The 16,373-nt window shown below is 71.3% G+C and carries 16 protein-coding genes; 9 read left to right on the top strand and 7 right to left on the bottom strand.

Features of this window, described 5'->3' with window-relative positions; all coding sequences use genetic code 11:
- Positions 1 to 75 precede the first annotated feature (75 nt).
- Positions 76 to 603 carry a DinB family protein gene (locus ACIQOV_RS04220; RefSeq protein ID WP_401044693.1) on the bottom strand — a complete coding sequence of 176 codons (528 nt, stop codon included), beginning with the start codon at positions 601 to 603 and terminating at the stop codon, positions 76 to 78.
- Complete coding sequence (locus ACIQOV_RS04215; protein WP_401044691.1) at positions 554 to 2,008, bottom strand: MATE family efflux transporter; 1,455 nt, start codon at positions 2,006 to 2,008, stop codon at positions 554 to 556. Before ACIQOV_RS04215 ends, ACIQOV_RS04220 begins: the two co-directional genes overlap by 50 nt.
- Positions 2,009 to 2,214: 206 nt before the next feature.
- Between ACIQOV_RS04215 and ACIQOV_RS04210 the strand changes: the two genes are divergently transcribed.
- The 5 genes from ACIQOV_RS04210 to ACIQOV_RS04190 all read left to right on the top strand — a co-directional run bounded on the left by ACIQOV_RS04210 (position 2,215) and on the right by ACIQOV_RS04190 (position 6,606).
- Positions 2,215 to 2,805 (top strand): PadR family transcriptional regulator, encoded by a 591-nt coding sequence (locus tag ACIQOV_RS04210; protein ID WP_380540958.1) that lies wholly within the window; start codon positions 2,215 to 2,217, stop codon positions 2,803 to 2,805.
- 198 nt (positions 2,806 to 3,003) lie between these two features.
- Complete coding sequence (locus ACIQOV_RS04205; RefSeq protein ID WP_401044688.1) at positions 3,004 to 3,882, top strand: class I SAM-dependent methyltransferase; 879 nt, start codon at positions 3,004 to 3,006, stop codon at positions 3,880 to 3,882.
- 326 nt (positions 3,883 to 4,208) lie between these two features.
- Positions 4,209 to 5,096, top strand: a complete 888-nt coding sequence (locus ACIQOV_RS04200; protein WP_401044685.1) for an oxaloacetate decarboxylase — start codon at positions 4,209 to 4,211, stop codon at positions 5,094 to 5,096.
- Positions 5,093 to 5,410, top strand: coding sequence for a hypothetical protein (locus ACIQOV_RS04195; RefSeq protein ID WP_380351491.1), 318 nt, complete (start codon positions 5,093 to 5,095; stop codon positions 5,408 to 5,410). Before ACIQOV_RS04200 ends, ACIQOV_RS04195 begins: the two co-directional genes overlap by 4 nt.
- 209 nt (positions 5,411 to 5,619) lie before the next feature.
- A complete protein-coding gene (locus ACIQOV_RS04190) occupies positions 5,620 to 6,606 on the top strand; it encodes a bile acid:sodium symporter family protein (protein ID WP_401044696.1) in 987 nt (328 codons plus the stop codon).
- Here the strand turns inward: ACIQOV_RS04190 and ACIQOV_RS04185 are convergent.
- The 5 genes from ACIQOV_RS04185 to ACIQOV_RS04165 form a co-directional block, all read right to left on the bottom strand.
- Positions 6,572 to 7,039 carry a hypothetical protein gene (locus ACIQOV_RS04185; RefSeq protein WP_380540973.1) on the bottom strand — a complete coding sequence of 156 codons (468 nt, stop codon included), beginning with the start codon at positions 7,037 to 7,039 and terminating at the stop codon, positions 6,572 to 6,574. The two genes, ACIQOV_RS04190 and ACIQOV_RS04185, sit on opposite strands and share 35 nt — an antisense overlap.
- A 67-nt stretch (positions 7,040 to 7,106) precedes the next feature.
- Entirely contained in the window at positions 7,107 to 7,730 is a 624-nt protein-coding gene (locus tag ACIQOV_RS04180) for a GGDEF domain-containing protein (protein WP_401044682.1), read from the bottom strand.
- 58 nt (positions 7,731 to 7,788) lie between these two features.
- On the bottom strand, positions 7,789 to 8,136 hold the full coding sequence (locus ACIQOV_RS04175) for a freyrasin family ranthipeptide (RefSeq protein ID WP_401044679.1): 348 nt from the start codon (positions 8,134 to 8,136) through the stop codon (positions 7,789 to 7,791).
- A gap of 1 nt (position 8,137) precedes the next feature.
- The gene (locus ACIQOV_RS04170) at positions 8,138 to 9,400 is read right to left on the bottom strand and encodes a radical SAM protein (RefSeq protein ID WP_401044676.1); all 1,263 of its coding nucleotides are present in this window, start codon (positions 9,398 to 9,400) and stop codon (positions 8,138 to 8,140) included.
- A gap of 496 nt (positions 9,401 to 9,896) precedes the next feature.
- A complete protein-coding gene (locus ACIQOV_RS04165; protein WP_401044674.1) occupies positions 9,897 to 10,670 on the bottom strand; it encodes a hypothetical protein in 774 nt (257 codons plus the stop codon).
- A 347-nt stretch (positions 10,671 to 11,017) separates the two neighbouring features.
- On the opposite strand from ACIQOV_RS04165, the gene ACIQOV_RS04160 reads away from it, so the two are divergent.
- From ACIQOV_RS04160 to ACIQOV_RS04145, 4 genes are all read left to right on the top strand, one after another.
- Positions 11,018 to 11,611, top strand: a complete 594-nt coding sequence (locus ACIQOV_RS04160; RefSeq protein WP_401044671.1) for a hypothetical protein — start codon at positions 11,018 to 11,020, stop codon at positions 11,609 to 11,611.
- Between the two features lie 5 nt (positions 11,612 to 11,616).
- Positions 11,617 to 11,886, top strand: coding sequence for a hypothetical protein (locus tag ACIQOV_RS04155; RefSeq protein ID WP_401044668.1), 270 nt, complete (start codon positions 11,617 to 11,619; stop codon positions 11,884 to 11,886).
- On the top strand, positions 11,879 to 15,670 hold the full coding sequence (locus ACIQOV_RS04150) for a hypothetical protein (protein WP_401044666.1): 3,792 nt from the start codon (positions 11,879 to 11,881) through the stop codon (positions 15,668 to 15,670). The genes ACIQOV_RS04155 and ACIQOV_RS04150 overlap by 8 nt, the downstream gene beginning before the upstream one ends.
- Positions 15,670 to 16,373, top strand: a 704-nt coding sequence (locus tag ACIQOV_RS04145; protein WP_401044664.1) for a hypothetical protein, incomplete at its 3' end; no start/stop codon positions are given. The genes ACIQOV_RS04150 and ACIQOV_RS04145, both read left to right, overlap by 1 nt.

The following is a 16,373-nucleotide window of genomic DNA, read 5'->3' as shown; positions in this document are numbered from 1 at the left end:
GGCGGTGAGCAACGCCCTTGCCGTCACACCCCGGTCCGGTTCAGACCCCCGGTTCGGTTCAGACCCCGGTTGGGTTCAGACCCCGGTGACGCCGTCGACGCACTCCCGGAGCAGGTCGGCGTGGCCGTTGTGGCGGGCGTACTCCTCGATCAGGTGCACCAGGATCCAGCGCAGCGAGACGCTGTCCGCGCCGATCACCGCGGCGGCCTGCGGGGAGAGCGGGCCGGCCGCGTCCAGCGGCTGGTCCGCGGTCAGTTCCCGGCCCCGGTCGATCTCCCTCCTCCAGTCCACCAGCGCCTCGGCCATCCCGCGCACCGGGTCCAGCCCGTAGCCGTCACCGTTGTCCGCGCCGTACACCGGCGGGACGTCCTGCCCGGCGAACACCCGCTGGTACCAGTTGCGTTCGACCTCGGCGACATGCTGAACCAGCCCCAGCAGGGTCATCGTGGACGGCGGGACGGACGCCAGCCGCACCTGCCGGTCGTCGAGCCCGTCGACCTTGCGGGCGAGCGTGGCCCGCTGGAAGTCCAACCAGCTCTCCAGCATTGCGCGTTCATCGGCGTGCGGGAGCGGGATCGGCCGCCCGTCCGGGGTGAGTGCCATGGCCCCCACTCTGGCACACGCCCGCTGCGGCCCCGCGCGGACTCCGCGACCTTGTCAGTGCGGCGAGCAGCGCGAGCTGCACGGCCGCGCCCACCGCCGGCCCGAGCCACACCCCCGACACCCCCAGCGGCCCGGACAAGACCGCCGAGGCGGTGAGTTGGGCCCCGAGACCGAGCAGGACGGAAACCACCAGCGGGCGCCCGGCGCCCGCCGCCTGGTGCACTCCGCCGACCGCCACCACCAGCGCGTACGGCAGCAGGTAGAGGGCCGCCGAGCGCAGGAAGCCGACGGACTGCGCGGCCACCGCCCGGTCCTCGGTGAAGAGCGCGGTCAGCGGCACGGCGAGCGTGACGGCAAGCACCGCCGCCACCCCACCGAGCAGCGCGGCGAGGCGTCCGGTGGCGCGGCGCAGGGTGTGCAGCGCGGCGCCCTCTCCCGCGCCGGTCAGCCGTGCCGCCTCGATCGCGGCGGCCTGGCGCAGCGCGTAGAAGGCCATGGTGACGACGAGCAGGACGCGGTAGCCGAGGCCGTAGCCGGCCACCGCCGCGACGCCGAAGCCCGCGACCAGGCCGAGTTGGGCGGTTCCGACGGCCATCCGGGCGGTGAAGTCCAGACCGAACGGTGCGCCCGCGCGCAGGATCCGTACCGCCGCCGCGCCCGCTCCCCCGGTGCCGCCGGGGTCCTGCGGCTGCGGTTCCTCGCGTCTCACCGGCTGCGGATCCGCGTGCTGCCCCGGCTGCGGATCCGTGCGTCGCACCGGCTGCCGCAGTCGCCGCCCTCGCCGCACTCGCAGGGTGACGGCGAGGGCGATCGCCCGGGAGAGGACCAGGGCCAGGGCGGCACCCGGCACGCCGAGGGCGGGCAGCGGCCCCGGGCCGAGGATCAGCAGGGGGTCGAGGAGGAGCAGCAGCGCGCTGGAGAGCAGGGCGAGCCGCATCGGGGTGCGGGTGTCGCCCGCGCCCTTGAACAGCTCGTCGGCGACGCGCTGGCCGACGAAGAGCGCGAAGGCCGGGAACGCGACGGCGAGGTAACCGGCGGCCTGTTCGGCGGCTTCGCCGTCCAGGAAGGCGCCTGCCAGCCGGTCGCGCAGCAGGAAGCCGGGGACGGCGAGCGCCGCACTGACGGCGGCACAGAGCCGCCAGGCCGCGCGGGTGGTCCGGGCGGCTTCGGCGTGGTCGCCCGCACCGAGGGCGTGGGAGAGCCTGACGCTGGTGCCGGAGGCGACCACCAGGACCAGGCCGAGCAGCAGGTTCTCGACGGTGCCGGCCAGGGTGACGGCGGCGACCGCGGCCCCGCCGAGACCGGCCACCCAGAGGGCCCCGATCACCGAGGCGATCACCCCGGACAGCAACTCCGCGTAGACGGGTACCGCCAATGCCGTGAGTCGGCGCAACTGGCCGCGCATGCCCTTCTCCCTTCCCCTGTGGTGCTCGTGCGTGACCGGACCGCGGCCCCGGCTCGCCCCGGCGCGGCCCTGGCCCGCCTCGGCTCCCCTCGATCGGCTGCGGCCCTCTCGACCTGCCTCGAATAGAGATACATCGTTTCGAGGCACATCGACAAGAGGTAACATGACGACTCCACAGGGCGCACTCCGACCGAAGGGCTCCAGCCGTGTTGACGCTCGCGATCCTCGGCTTCCTGTACGACCAGCCGCTTCACGGCTACGAGCTCAAGTCCCGGATCACCGGGCTGACCGGTCATGTCCGACCGGTGAGCGACGGCGCGCTCTACCCCGCCATCGCCCGGCTGGAGAAGGCCGGACTGCTGCACCGCCGCACCGAACCGGGCAGCGGCGCCGCACCGCGGCAGACGCTGGAGCTGACGGCGCGGGGGCGGGCCGAACTGCTGCGCCGACTGGCCGACCCGGAGCAGGCCGAGATCACCGACCAGATCCGCTTCTTCACCGTCACCACGTTCCTGCACCATCTCGCCGACCCGCCCCGGCAGGCCGCCGTGCTCCGCCGCCGGCTGGCCTTCCTGGACGCTCCGAGCAGCTTCTTCTACGACGGGACGGGGCAGCCGGTGACCGCCGAGCGCGAGCCGAACCCCTTCCGGCGCGGGATGCTGCTCGTCGCCCGGGCCTCCACGGCGGCCGAGCGGGCCTGGCTGTCCGAGACCGTCACGGAGCTGGATCGGGCGGCCGGGGCGGAGCCGTCGGAAGCCCCCGACTCACCGACGGAGCCGCGGTCCTCGGAACGCTAGGCCGACCAGGCGAATCCAGAGCAAAACCGAAGGCGCACGCCGCTGCCGAACGGCAGAGCGAAAATCCGAATTCAGGCCGTTCCACACCTGGTTCCCCCCGGCCCCGGCGTCGCTATGATGATCCGCCTCACGTCCTCGGCGTCCCCCCTCCGCGGGCGTGATCCGCCACCGCGCCCCGCCGTCCCCCTGGAGGCCGCCGTGCCCGATTCCGAGACCGCGGTCGAGGCCGCAGTCCACTCCGCGCCGCTGAAGCGGGACGACATTCCCGGCTGGTTCTTCAGCCTCGACCGGGCCGCCTTCAGCCACCTGCTGTCCGCCCAGAGCGCGGCCGGCGTCACCGGCGACGTCCTGGAGCTCGGCAGCTACCTCGGCCGCAGCGCCGTCCTGCTCGGCGACCACCTGCGGCCGGGCGAGCGACTGACGGTCTGCGACCTGTTCGACTCCGAGGCGGGCGACGCCGAGAACGCCGCCGAGATGAACATGTCCTACCGCAGGACCCTCACCCGCAGCGCCTTCGAGGCCAATTACCTCGCCTTCCACGGCGAACTGCCCGAGATAGTGCAGGCCCCGACCTCGGTGCTGGCCGATGGCCGCGTCCGGGCGCACAGCTGCCGCTTCGTCCACGTCGACGCCTCCCACCTCTACGAGCACGTCGCCGGGGACATCGCCGTGGCCCGCGCCGCGCTCGCCGAGAACGGCGTGGTCGCCCTGGACGACTACCGCTCCGAGCACACTCCGGGCGTCTCCGCCGCGGTCTGGGAGGCGGTCTTCACCGGCGGACTGCGGCCGGTCCTGCTCACCCCGATGAAGTTCTACGGCACCTGGGGAGACGCGGCGGCCGTCCAGGCGGTCCTGAAGGAGCGCGACTGGTGGGCCGAGGGATACACCGTCGACGAGGACACCATCGCCGACGCCAAGGTGCTGCGCCTCAACTACCAGGTCAAGGCCCCGGTCCAGCGCTCCACGCCGCGCCGGCTCGCCCTCGAACTCCTGCCCCCGGTCGCGACCAGGGCCACCCGCCGGATGCTCCGGACGCTGCGCGAACGCCGCGCCGTCCCTCCGGTCCCGAGCGCCTGAGCACCCGACCCCTCACCGGGGCCCGCCCCCACCGGGCGGGCCCGGCTGCTTTCCACGCTTTCCAGGTCTCCGCTTTCTCCGCCTTCTCCGCCTTCTCGACGGCCGTGACGTCACCCCGGCCGTCCTCCATCGTGCCGACACGCCAGCTCATTTGTCGGATCAGCACATTCGTAGGCTTTCCTATTGTCCGCCTGCATTCACTCTAACGAGGGAACCTCCCTTAAAGATTTGCCCACGGAACATTAAAGGGCGCATAGTGATGACACCTCAGTTCGGTCTGATGAACACCAAGTTCAGGCAAAGTCATCCCTAGCAAGGAGTAGGCCTTGTACGACGGAAACACGGCATCGGACAGCCCCGGGCAGCGGCTTCGCGCGGAGATCGCGGGCCCGGGGACGACGCCCCTGATCGGCGTCCACGACATGTACTCGGCCTCCATCGCGGCCGAGCACTACGACGGCATGTTCGTCTCCGGCTTCGGCTTCGCGGCCTCCTACTACGGGCTGCCCGACATCGGTTTCATCGCCTGGCCCGACATGGTGGGATTCGTCGAGCGGCTGCGCGGGGCCTTCCCCCGGCACCACCTGCTGGTCGACATCGACGACGGGTACGTCGATCCGGAGGTGGCCTGCCACGTCGTGCGCAGGCTCGAACGGATCGGCGCGTCGGGCGTGATCCTGGAGGACCAGAAGCGGCCGCGCCGCTGCGGGCACGCGGACGGCAAGCTGGTGCTGCCGCTGGAGGAGTACCTGGAGAAGCTGGAGCTCGTCCTCGCCAACCGGACGGACCTGGTGGTGGTCGCCCGCACCGACGCCACCGAGGAGGACGACATCCTGCGCCGGGCCCGGGCGCTCGCCGCCACCGACGCCGACGTGGTGCTGGTGGACGGTGTGCGCAGCGAGGAGTGGATCCGCCGGATCCGCCGGGCGGTCGGCGACAAGCCCCTGCTGTTCAACCAGATCGCCGGCGGGAAGTCGCCCCGGCTGTCGCTCTCGGAGCTGTCGGAGCTGGGGGTGGACGTGGCCATCTACAGCACGCCGTGCCTGTTCGCCGCGCACCGGGCGATCGACGAGGCGCTGGCCGGGCTGAAGAGCGCCGACGGGCGGCTGCCGGCCCCGGCCGGGGGGCGCGAGCAGGTCGGCGTACGGGAGTCCACCGAGCTGCTGGAGCGGAACATCTCGCGCTCCAGCGGGCTGATGGCGGTGACGGCATGAGGACCGGGCTGCGCGGGGCCGCCCCGCCCTCGCCGGCCGCCGCCCTGCGGGCCACCGCGCTGGGGCTGGCCGGAGCCTGCGCCCTGCTCGCGGGAGCCGCGTCGCCCGCGGCGGCCGGCGGCGGGCTGATCACGGTCGTGGACAACTCGAACGCCGACTCCTGGCTGGAGATCGACCGGACGGCCAACCTCCAGAACGGCAGCGGCTCGGCGGGCAGCGACCACGACGGCGCCGGCTCGCTGGTCGGCGGACTGCTCGGGCCCGGTTCCTCCTCCAGGCCCTCGGTCCGCCCGATGGCGGAAGGCGGCCCGTGACCGACCGTCCGGCGCGCCCGGAGCAGCCACCAGGGCTCTGGGCGCGCACGGCCAGGGGGCACGCGGCGCAGGGGCACCCGACATCGGGGCACGCACCGGGGCGCGCGGCACGGGGGCCCCTGGACCAGGCGCCCGAGGAACGGACCCAGCCGCAACGCGCCCACGGGCCCCGCTCCCGCAGGCTGCTGCCGCGCTGGCTGGACCCCTACATGGCGGCGCTGGCCGGCACCGTCGGACTGGCCGCGCTGTTCCCGGCCTCCGGCACCTCGGCGCGATTCGCCGGGGTGGCCTGCGACCTCGCGGTGGCGCTGCTGTTCTTCCTCTACGGTGCCAGGCTCTCCACCCGTGAGACGCTGGCCGGGCTGCGGCACCTGCGGCTGCACGGGCTGGTACTGGCCGCCACCTTCGTCCTCTTCCCCCTGCTCGGCGTGGCCACCGCACTGCTCACGCCCGTCCCACTGACCGGGCAGTTGCACACCGGGGTGCTGTTCCTCTGTCTGGCGCCCTCCACGGTGCAGTCCTCGGTGGCGCTCACCGGCGCCGCCGGGGGCAACGTGCCGGCGGCGATCTGCGCGGGCACCTACTCCAGCCTGGCAGGGTTGGTGCTCACACCCCTACTGGCGGCCTGGCTGCTGGGATCGCACACCGCACTGTCCGCCGACGGACTGCTGCGGATCGGGCTGCAGCTGCTCGCACCGTTCCTGCTCGGGCAGCTGCTGCGGCCGTGGCTCGGCGGTCCGCTGTCCCGGCACAAACGGGTGCTCACCCCGGTGGATCGCGGCTCGATCCTGATGGTCGTCTACACGGCGTTCAGCGCGGCGGTGTCCCAGGGCATCTGGGGCCTGGCCACCCCCCTCGCGCTGCTCGGGCTGCTCGCGGTGCTGCTCGCCCTGCTCGCCGCCGCCCTCGCGGCCACCGGGCTCGGCGCGCGGCTGCTGGGGCTCGACCGGTCGGCCACCATCGCGGCGGTGCTCTGCGGTTCGCAGAAGAGCCTGGCCAACGGCCTGCCGATGGCCACCATCCTGTTCGGCGCGCAAGCCGGCCTGCTGGTGCTGCCGTTGATGCTCTACCACCAGCTCCAGCTGATCGTCGGCACCGTACTCGCCGGACGCTGGTCACGGGCTCCCACCGCCGCCGCGCCCGGCCCGGTCCCGGCCGCGCTCACCGGTCCGGACGCTCCGCCAGCACCCGGCTGATCCCCCGGCGCAGCCTGGCCGAGGCCCCCGGGAGGCGGCCGAGCCGGTGCAGCCGTTCGGCCGGCAGCTCCGGCCTGCCGGCCAGCTCCAGGACGGCCGCGTACGGCCGGTCGCCCTCCCGCAGGCGGTCGCCCACGAGATCGACCAGCCCCTCCAAGGCCTCGCCCATGAGGGCGGGGTGGGCCGCGAGCAGCTCAAGGAGACGGTTGTCGTTCCACACCAGCTGCCGGCGCCCGGCCAGTGCGGCCAGCAGGTCGGTGGGGGCGGCCGGGTTGCGGGCGATCGCGTGCCAGACGAACGGGTACTCTCCGATCGCCAGTTGGCGCAGGACCTCGGGGTTCGAGGTCCGTTCTGCGAGCCGCCGGTAGTCGCCGCCGTCGTGCAGGTGCTTGAGGGCCTCCACGTCGTCCGTCGTGTCCGCCGTCACCGTCACGTCCGCCCCCTCGCTGTCGTTCGCGCAGGGGCGCGACCCTAGCAGGTCGGCGCCGGGTGACCAGCCTTCATTCCGCTTCGACGGGGGTGCTGAGGGCGGTGGCCGGGAGGGGCATGCATGTCGCGAATGCCGGCCGCCAGACCTTCGGCAGAGGCGAGGTGGCGAGACTGCAAGGCCTGCTCGATGCCGAGCTGGTGTGGGGACGATGGTAGAGCCCGCCGGGCGCCCGCTCCTTGGCGGCGTACATGGCCGTTCCGGCGGTATAGATCAAGTCTTCCATCGCTGATTCGGACGGCACGCGATCGACGTGGACGGTACCGATGCTGACCGAGATCACGACGCGGTCGCCACCGGCCGGTTCGAATGGCTCGGCCAGGGCCTTGATCAACCGTCGCGCCAAGGCCTCGGCCTCAGCGCAGTCCCGATGCGTGGCGATGACGAATTCGTCTGCGCTGAGCCTGAACGCGACGTCTTCCCGGCGCAGGGCGCAATTCAGGCTGGCGCCGACGGCGGCGATCACCTGGTCGCCGACCGCGCGGCCGTGGCGGCGATTGACCTCACCGAAGCGATCGAGGTCGGCGAACAGCATGCTCAACGGGCGATCGGGGTCGATCAAGTGGCCCAGGGAGAAGGCCGCATGCAGCCCCGCGCGGCTCGGTACAGCGGTGATGAGGTCACGCTCGTGGCTCATGCTGTGCCCTCCATAACCGATCCGCGCGCGAACTCCCACGAGTTCGGTGGACCGATGCTCAATGGACATCGACCGAGATGCACCAGTCCATCATGTCGCATGTGACGCAGAGGTCTCCGGTGTCACAGAAGACACAGACGTCCTGGGTGTAGCACCCGCTTCTGAGAATGGGATCATTCGCGGATCTGGCCTTGATCGCCTCCAGCCGATCGATCAGGTTTGGCGACAGCCCGATGCGGATCCCGTACCTCTGCTGGAGGTCCTTCAAGACCTGGTCGAGATCGGGCACTCCGAGCTCGTTCCGGACCTCCGTTGTGCCGCGCCTTTCAACTTCGTCACTGAAGTTGGCCTTTTTGAGGAGTCTCCGCCTCTCCGGAGCCGAACCTTCCTGGTTCTTCCCTGACATGTCACGCTTCCTTTCTCTCGGATTCTGCACCATCTGGGAACTCGGCACCTGCACCGGCGTGGCGAGGGGGTGGGCCACTCTGCGTGGGTACCTCCGCGAGGTACTCGTGGACCTGCTGCAGGACCGACAACTTGATCTGCTCGATCGCTCCCGGTACCGATGGCGGCTGCGTAGGGTCGCCCGTCACGTATTCGTTGACCGCCATGCAGGAGCCGCCACATGCACCCTGGATCGCACAGCCACCACAAGCCCCCTTGCTCTGTTTCGAGCTGACGAACGAATGACACCCCTTCTTCGAGGAAGCGAGGTTCGCCATCACGTAGTGAAGACGCTTCACCTCGTCGATCCCGGTGAAGACGGAACCGAGTCGCACATGGGGGGACTTGTCGAAGTAGCCAGGATAGCGGTGGCAGGGGTAGAGATCGCCGAAGCAGTTCACGAAGACGAATGTGGTGGCAGCACCGCAGCCGTACTGTGAAGGCGCCTTGCACACCTCCAGCGGTTCCTGCGTTTCCCGGCCTTTCAGCCCCTTGATCGCCAGTGCGTTGCCCTTGAGCTGCTCACGGATGTACAGCGCACCCACTCGCTGCCACTGCTCGGCGAAGGTGGCGAGATGCTCCTGTGTCCACTTCTGCTCGACGACCTGGCTGGTGGCGATGTTCGTGATCCCGAGCTCGACGAGGTCTTCCAGGCTTTCGGCCAGGAACTCGACGGTGAGCGGCGAGATCGTCAGACGCACCTTGAAGTGAGGTGCGGCCTTCAGCCAGTCGAGGTGAGCGACGATCTGGTCGAACGAGCCGCGGCCGTCCTGGTACTGCCTGAACTTGTCGTGGGCCTTCTGGTTTCCGTCCAGGCTCAGCATGGTGCTGATGCCGAACTCGGTGGTGAGATCCAGAAGACGCTGGCCGAACCTGGTCCCGTTCGTCGTCATCGAGAAGCTGACATTCTTGCCGCGGGATTCGGCGCGGGTCCGCGCATTCGAGCAGATGTAGCGGATCAGGTCAGGCCGAAGGGTGGGTTCGCCACCGAAGAGATTCACGTGCCAGTCCGTACTGGATTCGCCGCTCTCATGGTCCAGGAGATCCAGCGAGCGGTCGATGATCTCGGGTGTCAGCGCGACGGGATCTTTCTTGTAGAAATAACAGTACGAGCAGGCCAGGTTGCACGCGTCGGTGATTTGCAGGGAAAGCCCGGTGAGACTCGGTCGACTGAATCCCAAAGGAACATCGATGCCACTCCACACTCGGGACGCAGTCTCGGTCATTCGAATTTCCTCACTTGGGCGCCGCGACAATCTCTCAAGGAGCACTGCCCCTTTATGCTGACGAGCTTGGACGTACACGCTGTACGACAGCACCGAGCTTAGGTGGCGAAAAGGTTTCCGCAACCCGGTTAGGCCGTTCTGATCAACCGCCGTGTCGACATATTTCAGTCGAGGGTGGCACTTCCACGCAATCGCCTCAACCGGGCGCGGGTAGGTCCGCCCACGGCCACCCATCGCGGCCCACGAACGGGATCGGCCCGCGCCAACGGCTCGATCCGGCTCCGGGAGGTTCCACGGTCGGCCAGGGCGGCGGACCGTGCCGGCCTCCTCCCGCTTGGAGGGCCGGGTCCTGCCGGTCGCGGTGTACGGGCGCACCGGCCTGACGCTGCGGCAGCTCGCGCGCCTCTGTTCGGGGTGCCTGGTCGGCAGCCGGCGGATCATCGAGCACATCGGCCCCGCGGACAGGACAGCCCGAGCAGGTGGCCGGCCGCCGTCCTCAGTCCGCTTCGACGGGGGTGCTGAGGGCGGTGGCCGGGAGCCACCAGAGCAGTAGGACACCGGCCGCAGCGCAGCCGATTGAGCGCAGTCGATCCCAGTCGTGGGCGGGCTTCGGCAGAAGCTTCTCGTCGGGATAGAGGGCGGAGAAGCGCTTCGCGGCAAAATTTTCAGCTACTTCAGCAAGCATCTCTGCCAGCTCGCGGCGGCCTTCCTCCGGGGCGACATCGATTTTCAGTTCCGCCTGATAGAGGGTGGCTGCGACTCGGGCGCAGTGAATTTTCATCTGTCGGCGGCGTCCGCGAGACAGATCGCTGCGATGCCGGTGCATGCGAAGGAGTGACCTCGCCGTAGCTCGTACCGAGTACGAGACGTCCATCGGATTCCCCCTAGGCGTCGCCAGCGAAGCATCCGGCTCGGGGGTGATGACGGTTCCATCGGGTGCCCTGACTTCCATGCCTGCGTCGTAGCCGCATGCGGCGATGGCCATCACGCATCGCGCGGGTACACGGTTGCGGCGAAAGCCTCCGAATGGCCCGGGGAGGTTGGCGACGAATCGATAAACGACGGCGGCGGCTACGGCGACTGCGAGAAATTTTCCCCAGGGATTGGTGAATTCCAACGTGCGGGCCGCAAAGTCAGGGTCTCTTTTCTCGGCAATTCCGACCGTGGCCGCCACGAGCTGCCCTAGTCTCAGCATATCGAGGGCGAGTGGCCTTCCGATTTTCGGAATGAAGAGAAATACTGCTGGGGAAACCGTCGCAGCGAATACCATGAGGGTGCCGCGTTCATAGTCAGAGACATTCCTGTGGACCTGCTGGAGCCGAGGCCTGTTGAGCCCAAGCACTGACAACGCGGCTGACGCGAAGAGGAGTCTCTGGGACGCGGCGAGATCTGAACGCGCCCGCATCCGCTGGTGAACCCACGCCGTGATCGGCAGCCTGACCCTGGCCGGTGGTGGCTCCATGCTCCCCCTTGAACGACGCGCTCGTGGCCTGCCATGAGCTTTCCACAGCGGAGTGAGGCAGTGGGCTCCTTCGGTAGATCTCCTCAGAGAGACGCTAACTGCCTTCGCCTCCTACGGTCTGCGGCGTTCTGTTGCCGACAGACCGAGGAGCCGACATGGTCGGGATCGACCTGGACGCCGCCCGTGAGCGCCGTCTGGCCGCTGCTGCTGAGAAGGCCTTTGCCGTCAAGGCCGAGTACACCGTTGGCGAGGAGCCGCTGATCTTCGGCGGCGCCACCGTGGCGATGCTGCCGGCCGAGCTGCCGCTCGCCGTGTGGGAGCCGCTGATCGGCATCCCGTACCTGCCGCTGCTGCTGCGCTCGCTGGTGGAGGCCGCCCAGGCCCAGGGGGAGCAGCAGACGCAGGCCGCCGGCCTGATCGTGGACGTCCTCGGCTCGGAGCCGAGCCTGCCGTCCGATCTGCTGGCCGCCGCCGCTGAGATGGGCCGCCGCCTGCTGGGCGATGACGGCTACAAGCAGCTGATGGCGCAGCGCCCCAGCCACGCCGACCTCCTGGAGCTGGTGCGCTACGCCTGGACCAAGTACTTCTCGGGTGGTGGGGGCCTGGGGGAACTCATCGGGCCGTCCGTGACTGCTTCGAGCGGTGGGACGACCTCGAAGCCGACTTCCAGCGGTACTACCAGCTCGACGCCCGCGGTGTCTGGCGACGGCCCGGTGACCCTGGATTCCTCGGCACCCGACGCTTCCTGACCCTGATGCGGGGGCTGCCTGCCGAGGCCCTGCTGCGCCGGGACGAGGCGGAGGTCGGCGCGGACCGTTGGGGGCTGACACAGGAGCTGCTGGCCCAGGTTGTCGAGCTGCTGTCGGTGCTGGCGGCGGAGCACCGCCTGCGCCGACCGGTCGAACTGCCGCGCCCGGCCCACCTGAGCTCTGGCCGCGAGCGCGAGCGCGAGCGGGACGGGCAAGGCATGGCCCGTGCGGTCGCCGTGCTGCGTCGCAGTGGGAAGGCGGCCGACCGTGGCTGAGGAGATCGACTCCGGCCGCCTCGTTGTTGAGGTCGTCGCCGACTCGACGGGGTTCGCGGCCGACGCGAAGGCCCGCGTCGACACGGCCGTTCGCAACCTGCGGGCCAAGATCCGGCTCGACCCGGACGCCTCTGGCCTGCGCGAGCGCGTCGAAGCCGCCGCGCAGGCCACCCGTGCGCGCATCAAGGTCACTGTCGACATCGACACCGCCGGGCTGCGTCAGCGCGTCCAGGCGGCCACGCAGGCCGCCCACGCCCGCATCAAGGTGGCGGTCGATGCCGACACGTCCGGCCTCGCGGAGAAGGTCCGGGCGGCGACCGCCCGTGTCGCATACGTGCGCGTCGGTGTCGGCCTGGACACCGGCAACCTGCGGCAGCGCGTTCGGGCCGCCGCCGAGGCCGCCGCCGCCACGGTCAAGGTCGACCTCGACGTCGAGACGGCCGGGCTGCGCGCCCGCGTCAAGGAGGCGCTGGCCGGCCTGTCGGTGCGCGTCCGGGTCGACGTCGACACCGCCGCCGCGGCCACCCGTCTCGCGGCGTTCCGCACGGCCGCGTCCCGGCCGGTCGATGTCCCGCTCAACGCCCGTGGCTCCGCTGGCGGCGACGGCGGGGGGCTGCTCCAAGCGGCTCAGGGCCTCGGCTCCACCGTCGCCGGTCTGGCCCGGTTGCCCGCGATGGCCTCCGGGGCGCTCGCCCTCGGCCAGGCGCTCACCCAGGTCGCCGCCGGGCTGTTCGCGATGGGCGCGGCCGCCGCGCCTGCGGTCGGGCTGCTCGGCGCTCTTCCCGGTGCGGCGGGCGCCGCCGTGCAGGGCGCGGGCACCCTGCTGGCCGCGTTCTCCGGCATCGGCGCCGCCGTCAAGGCGCTCGGCCAGGCGGACAAGCAGTCCGCCGGGGCGTCGTCCGCCTCCGCGCAGGCCCGGCAGGCCGCCGCCGACCGGGTGGCGGATGCGCAGCGCCGGCTCGGCGCAGCCCAGCGCGACAGTGACGAGCAGGCCCTGCGCGGCGCCGAGCAGGTCGCGCAGTCCCGGCGCCGTCTGGCCGACGTCCAGGAGCAGGCGGCGGCCTCGGTCGCTGGCGCCGACCGGCAGCTGGCGGCGGCGGAGCTCACGGTCACCCGCGCGCACCAGGCCGCCGCGCAGGCACAGCAGGCGCTCAACGACGCCCGGCAGGCCGCGCAGCGGACCCTGGAGGACCTGACCCGGGACGCCGCCCGCGGGCCGCTGGAGGAGCAGAAGGCGCTGCTGTCGCTGGAGCAGGCCCGCTCCCGGCTCAACCAGGTCAACGTCTCCCCGTTCTCGTCGGAGACGGACCGGCGCGAAGCCCAGCTCTCCTACCAGGAGGCGGTCAACCAGCTCGAGGACGTCCGCACCCGCAACAAGCGGCTCGCCGAGGACGTCAAGAAGGCCAACCAGCAGGGCGTCGAGGGCGGCGACCAGGTCACCTCCGCCAAGGAGCAGCTCGCCCGCGCCCAGGAGGCCGAGCAGGACGCGGTCCGGGGCGTCCAGGACGCCGAGCAGCAGGCCGCCCGCGCCCGCGTCCAGGCGGTGCGCGAGGTCCAGGACGCGCACAACGACCTCGACAAATCCGTCCGCGAAGCGGAGCGCCAGCAGAAACGTTCCGCCGAGCAAGTAGCGGACGCCCAGCGGGACGTGGCCCGCGCGGTGCGGGACCAGTCCCAGGCGCTGACCGCCGCCGCCGGGGCCGCCAGCGCCGCCGAGCAGGCGCTCAACGCGCTCTCCCCGGCCGGGCAGCGTTTCGCACGGTTCATCTCCGGCACGGTGCAGCCGGCGCTGCGCGGGCTGCGGGACACCGCGCAGGAGGCGCTGCTGCCTCCACTGGAGAAGGCGGTCGGCCGAGGGCTGAGCCTGCTGCCGATCTTCAACCGCGCGATCGGCGACACCGGGCAGGTACTCGGGCGGGCCGCCGTGCGCGGCGCGGTGATGGCCACGTCCGGGCCGTGGCGGGCGGACCTGGCGCAGGTCGCCTCGACCAACACGCGGGTCATCGGCTCGCTGGCGAACGCCGGGCTGAGCGCGGCCGACGGCCTGCGCAACATCACGGCCGCCGCCGCGCCGCTACTGGAGCGGCTGGCCCGCGGCACCGAGCGCGGCCTCGCCCTGGCCGCCGCGTTCATCCAGGCCCGCCGCGACGGCGGCCAGCTCGGTACGTTCTTCCAGCGCGCCGGGGACACCGGCGCCCAGCTGTGGGGCATCCTGCGGGACATCGGCCTCGGTGTCCTCAACATCGGGAAGGCCGCCGCCCCGGCCGGGCAGCAGCTCCTCAACTCGGCATCGGCTGCTGCGAGTTCCTTCCGCAAGCTCACGGGCGAAGGGGAGACGCAGGCCAAGCTCGCCGGGTACTTCGCCAACACCGTCCCCGTCCTGCAGGAAGTCGGGCGGCTGGTCGCAGCCCTCGGCATCGCCTGGTTCAACTTCACCAACAACCAGGCACTCGCGCCACTGATCGCCCGGCTGCGCACCGAGGTTCTGCCTGCGGTCATGCAGTTGGCGGGCGCGCTGGGCAACGGCCAGCTGTGGGAGCAGCTTCTCGGGCTGCTCAGCTCGGTCGTCGGCATCGCTGCCCAACTCGGCGGCCTCGGCAACACCCTGGCGGGGTTCCTGTTCGTCATCCAGGCCGTCGCCACGGCCGTGCAGCTGCTGCTGTCGATCCCCGGCATGGGCGCCTTCGTCTCGGCGTTGCTGACGATCGCCGGCGTCGCGGGCGGCATTATGTTCGTCTCCAACGCGATCGGCTCCGTGCGCGGAGCCCTGACCCTGCTGTCCGCCAACCCGATCATGCTGATCGTCGCTGCCGCCGCCGCCCTCGTACTGGCGTTCGTCACCGCGTACCAGAAGTCCGAGTGGTTCCGCAGCGTCGTCAACGGGGCGATCAGCGGGCTCGCCGACGGTGTGCGCTTCGCCCTCGACAGCATGGTCTCCTTCGCGGCCTGGTCCTGGGGCAAGCTGTCGGGGATCTTCGCCACGCCGATCCGCTTCCTCGTCAACACCGTGTACGACGGCGGGATCCGCAAGGCCTGGAACTGGATCGCCGACAGCTTCGGCCTTGGCAAACTGCCCAGCTTCACCGTCGGGTTCGCCCGAGGCGGTGTCGTGCCCGGGTATGCGCCCGGCCGCGACACCGTGCCCGCCATGCTCTCCCCCGGGGAAGGCGTACTCGTGCCGCAGGCCGTGCGCCAGCTCGGCGGGGAAGGCGGCATCACCGCCCTCAACGACGCCGCCCGTGCCGGACGGCTCGCCGACGCCGGCGCGCCCGTGCAGGGCTTCTTCCTCGGCGGCCTCGTCGACGGCGCGATCGACAAGATGCGCGGCTGGGCCGCCGGCGCCCTGGGCAAGGCCCTCAACCCGGTGAGGGGCTGGTTCAACTGGATGCCCGACACCGCGTGGGGCGGCGTGTTGCGCGGCATGGTCAACCGGGCCGTGGACGGCGTGCTCGCCTTCGTGCGCGGCTACGCCGGCGGGGGAGTGGTGCCCGGCTACGCGCCCGGCCAGGACAGCGCCCTGGCCCGCCTCAGCCCCGGCGAAGGCATCCTCACCCCGCAGGCCGTGTGCGGCCTCGGCGGCGGTACGGCCGTCAGCGCGATCAACGCCGCCCGCGGCCAGCTCGCCCCCGACGGCGGCCAGGGCGAGCGCATCGGCACCGTCATCTCGCCCGGCGCGATCGTGCAGTACATCACCAACCCGCTGCCCGAGACGCCGGGGGAGACCGTCAACAACCGGCTGCGGGCCCTCGCGAGCTTCGGCCTGTTCGACAAGGAGGGTGCCTGATGGCCCGCGAGCGATGGCTGGTGGACGGCTACGACCTCACCGACGGCCTGGTGCGCGACGTCGAGTACCGGGCCGGGCTGACCGGCACCCCGGCGGTCGTCGGCGCGAACGCCACCGTGCCCAACAAGATCGGGGAGCTGTGGAGGCCCAAGCACCACGGCCCCGGCAAGTTCACCCTCGCCCTGTGGCTGGCCCCCACCAGCGGCGGCTGGCAGGACGTCGAAGCGGCGTGGGAGGACCTGCTGCGCGCGGTCGTCAGGCCGCACCGGCTGCTCACCTTCGAGCGGCACACTGCCGCCGGCCAGGTCCGGCGCTGCGAGGGCGAAGTGCTTTCCGCACTCACTCCGACACCGCTGGGCCAGAGCGGCATGCGCATCAGCCTCGAGGTCAACGTGCCCGCCGGGTACTGGGTGTCCGCCGACACCAGCATCCAGGCCAGCACCGTGGGCGCGGCCGTGCCCCAGGATCTGGCGCTGACCGCTTTCGCCGACGCCACCGCGACCATGGAGCAGCTCTCCTACCTGCTCACCGGGCCGATCACCGCCCCGACGGTCACCGACACCACCGACGGAACCGGCGGCGACTCGTTCACCTACACCGGGCAGATCGGCGCCGGGCAGACCCTCACCGTGGACGCCGCCACCTGGCAGCTGACCGGCAGCGGCGGCCTCGTGCCCGACCCCGGGCGGCTGACCAACACGGG

The sequence above is a fragment of the Kitasatospora sp. NPDC091257 genome (assembly GCF_044757675.1).
Classification (GTDB): Bacteria; Actinomycetota; Actinomycetes; order Streptomycetales; family Streptomycetaceae; genus Kitasatospora; species Kitasatospora lactacystinica.
The sequence above is the reverse complement of the archived record's forward strand: the minus strand, read 5'-3'. Positions and strand labels throughout refer to the sequence as shown.

Bases quoted from the DNA above. Each gene is read 5' to 3' on its own strand.
- ACIQOV_RS04220 (WP_401044693.1), bottom strand. From the start codon at position 603: ATGGCACTCACCCCGGACGGGCGGCCGATCCCGCTCCCGCACGCCGAT.
- ACIQOV_RS04215 (WP_401044691.1), bottom strand. From the start codon at position 2,008: ATGCGCGGCCAGTTGCGCCGACTCACGGCATTGGCGGTACCCGTCTAC.
- ACIQOV_RS04195 (WP_380351491.1), top strand. From the start codon at position 5,093: ATGAGGACCGGGCTGCGCGGGGCCGCCCCGCCCTCGCCGGCCGCCGCC.
- ACIQOV_RS04190 (WP_401044696.1), top strand. From the start codon at position 5,620: ATGGCGGCGCTGGCCGGCACCGTCGGACTGGCCGCGCTGTTCCCGGCC.
- ACIQOV_RS04180 (WP_401044682.1), bottom strand. From the start codon at position 7,730: ATGAGCCACGAGCGTGACCTCATCACCGCTGTACCGAGCCGCGCGGGG.
- ACIQOV_RS04175 (WP_401044679.1), bottom strand. From the start codon at position 8,136: ATGTCAGGGAAGAACCAGGAAGGTTCGGCTCCGGAGAGGCGGAGACTC.
- ACIQOV_RS04170 (WP_401044676.1), bottom strand. From the start codon at position 9,400: ATGACCGAGACTGCGTCCCGAGTGTGGAGTGGCATCGATGTTCCTTTG.
- ACIQOV_RS04165 (WP_401044674.1), bottom strand. From the start codon at position 10,670: ATGGTATTCGCTGCGACGGTTTCCCCAGCAGTATTTCTCTTCATTCCG.
- ACIQOV_RS04160 (WP_401044671.1), top strand. From the start codon at position 11,018: ATGGTCGGGATCGACCTGGACGCCGCCCGTGAGCGCCGTCTGGCCGCT.
- ACIQOV_RS04155 (WP_401044668.1), top strand. From the start codon at position 11,617: ATGCGGGGGCTGCCTGCCGAGGCCCTGCTGCGCCGGGACGAGGCGGAG.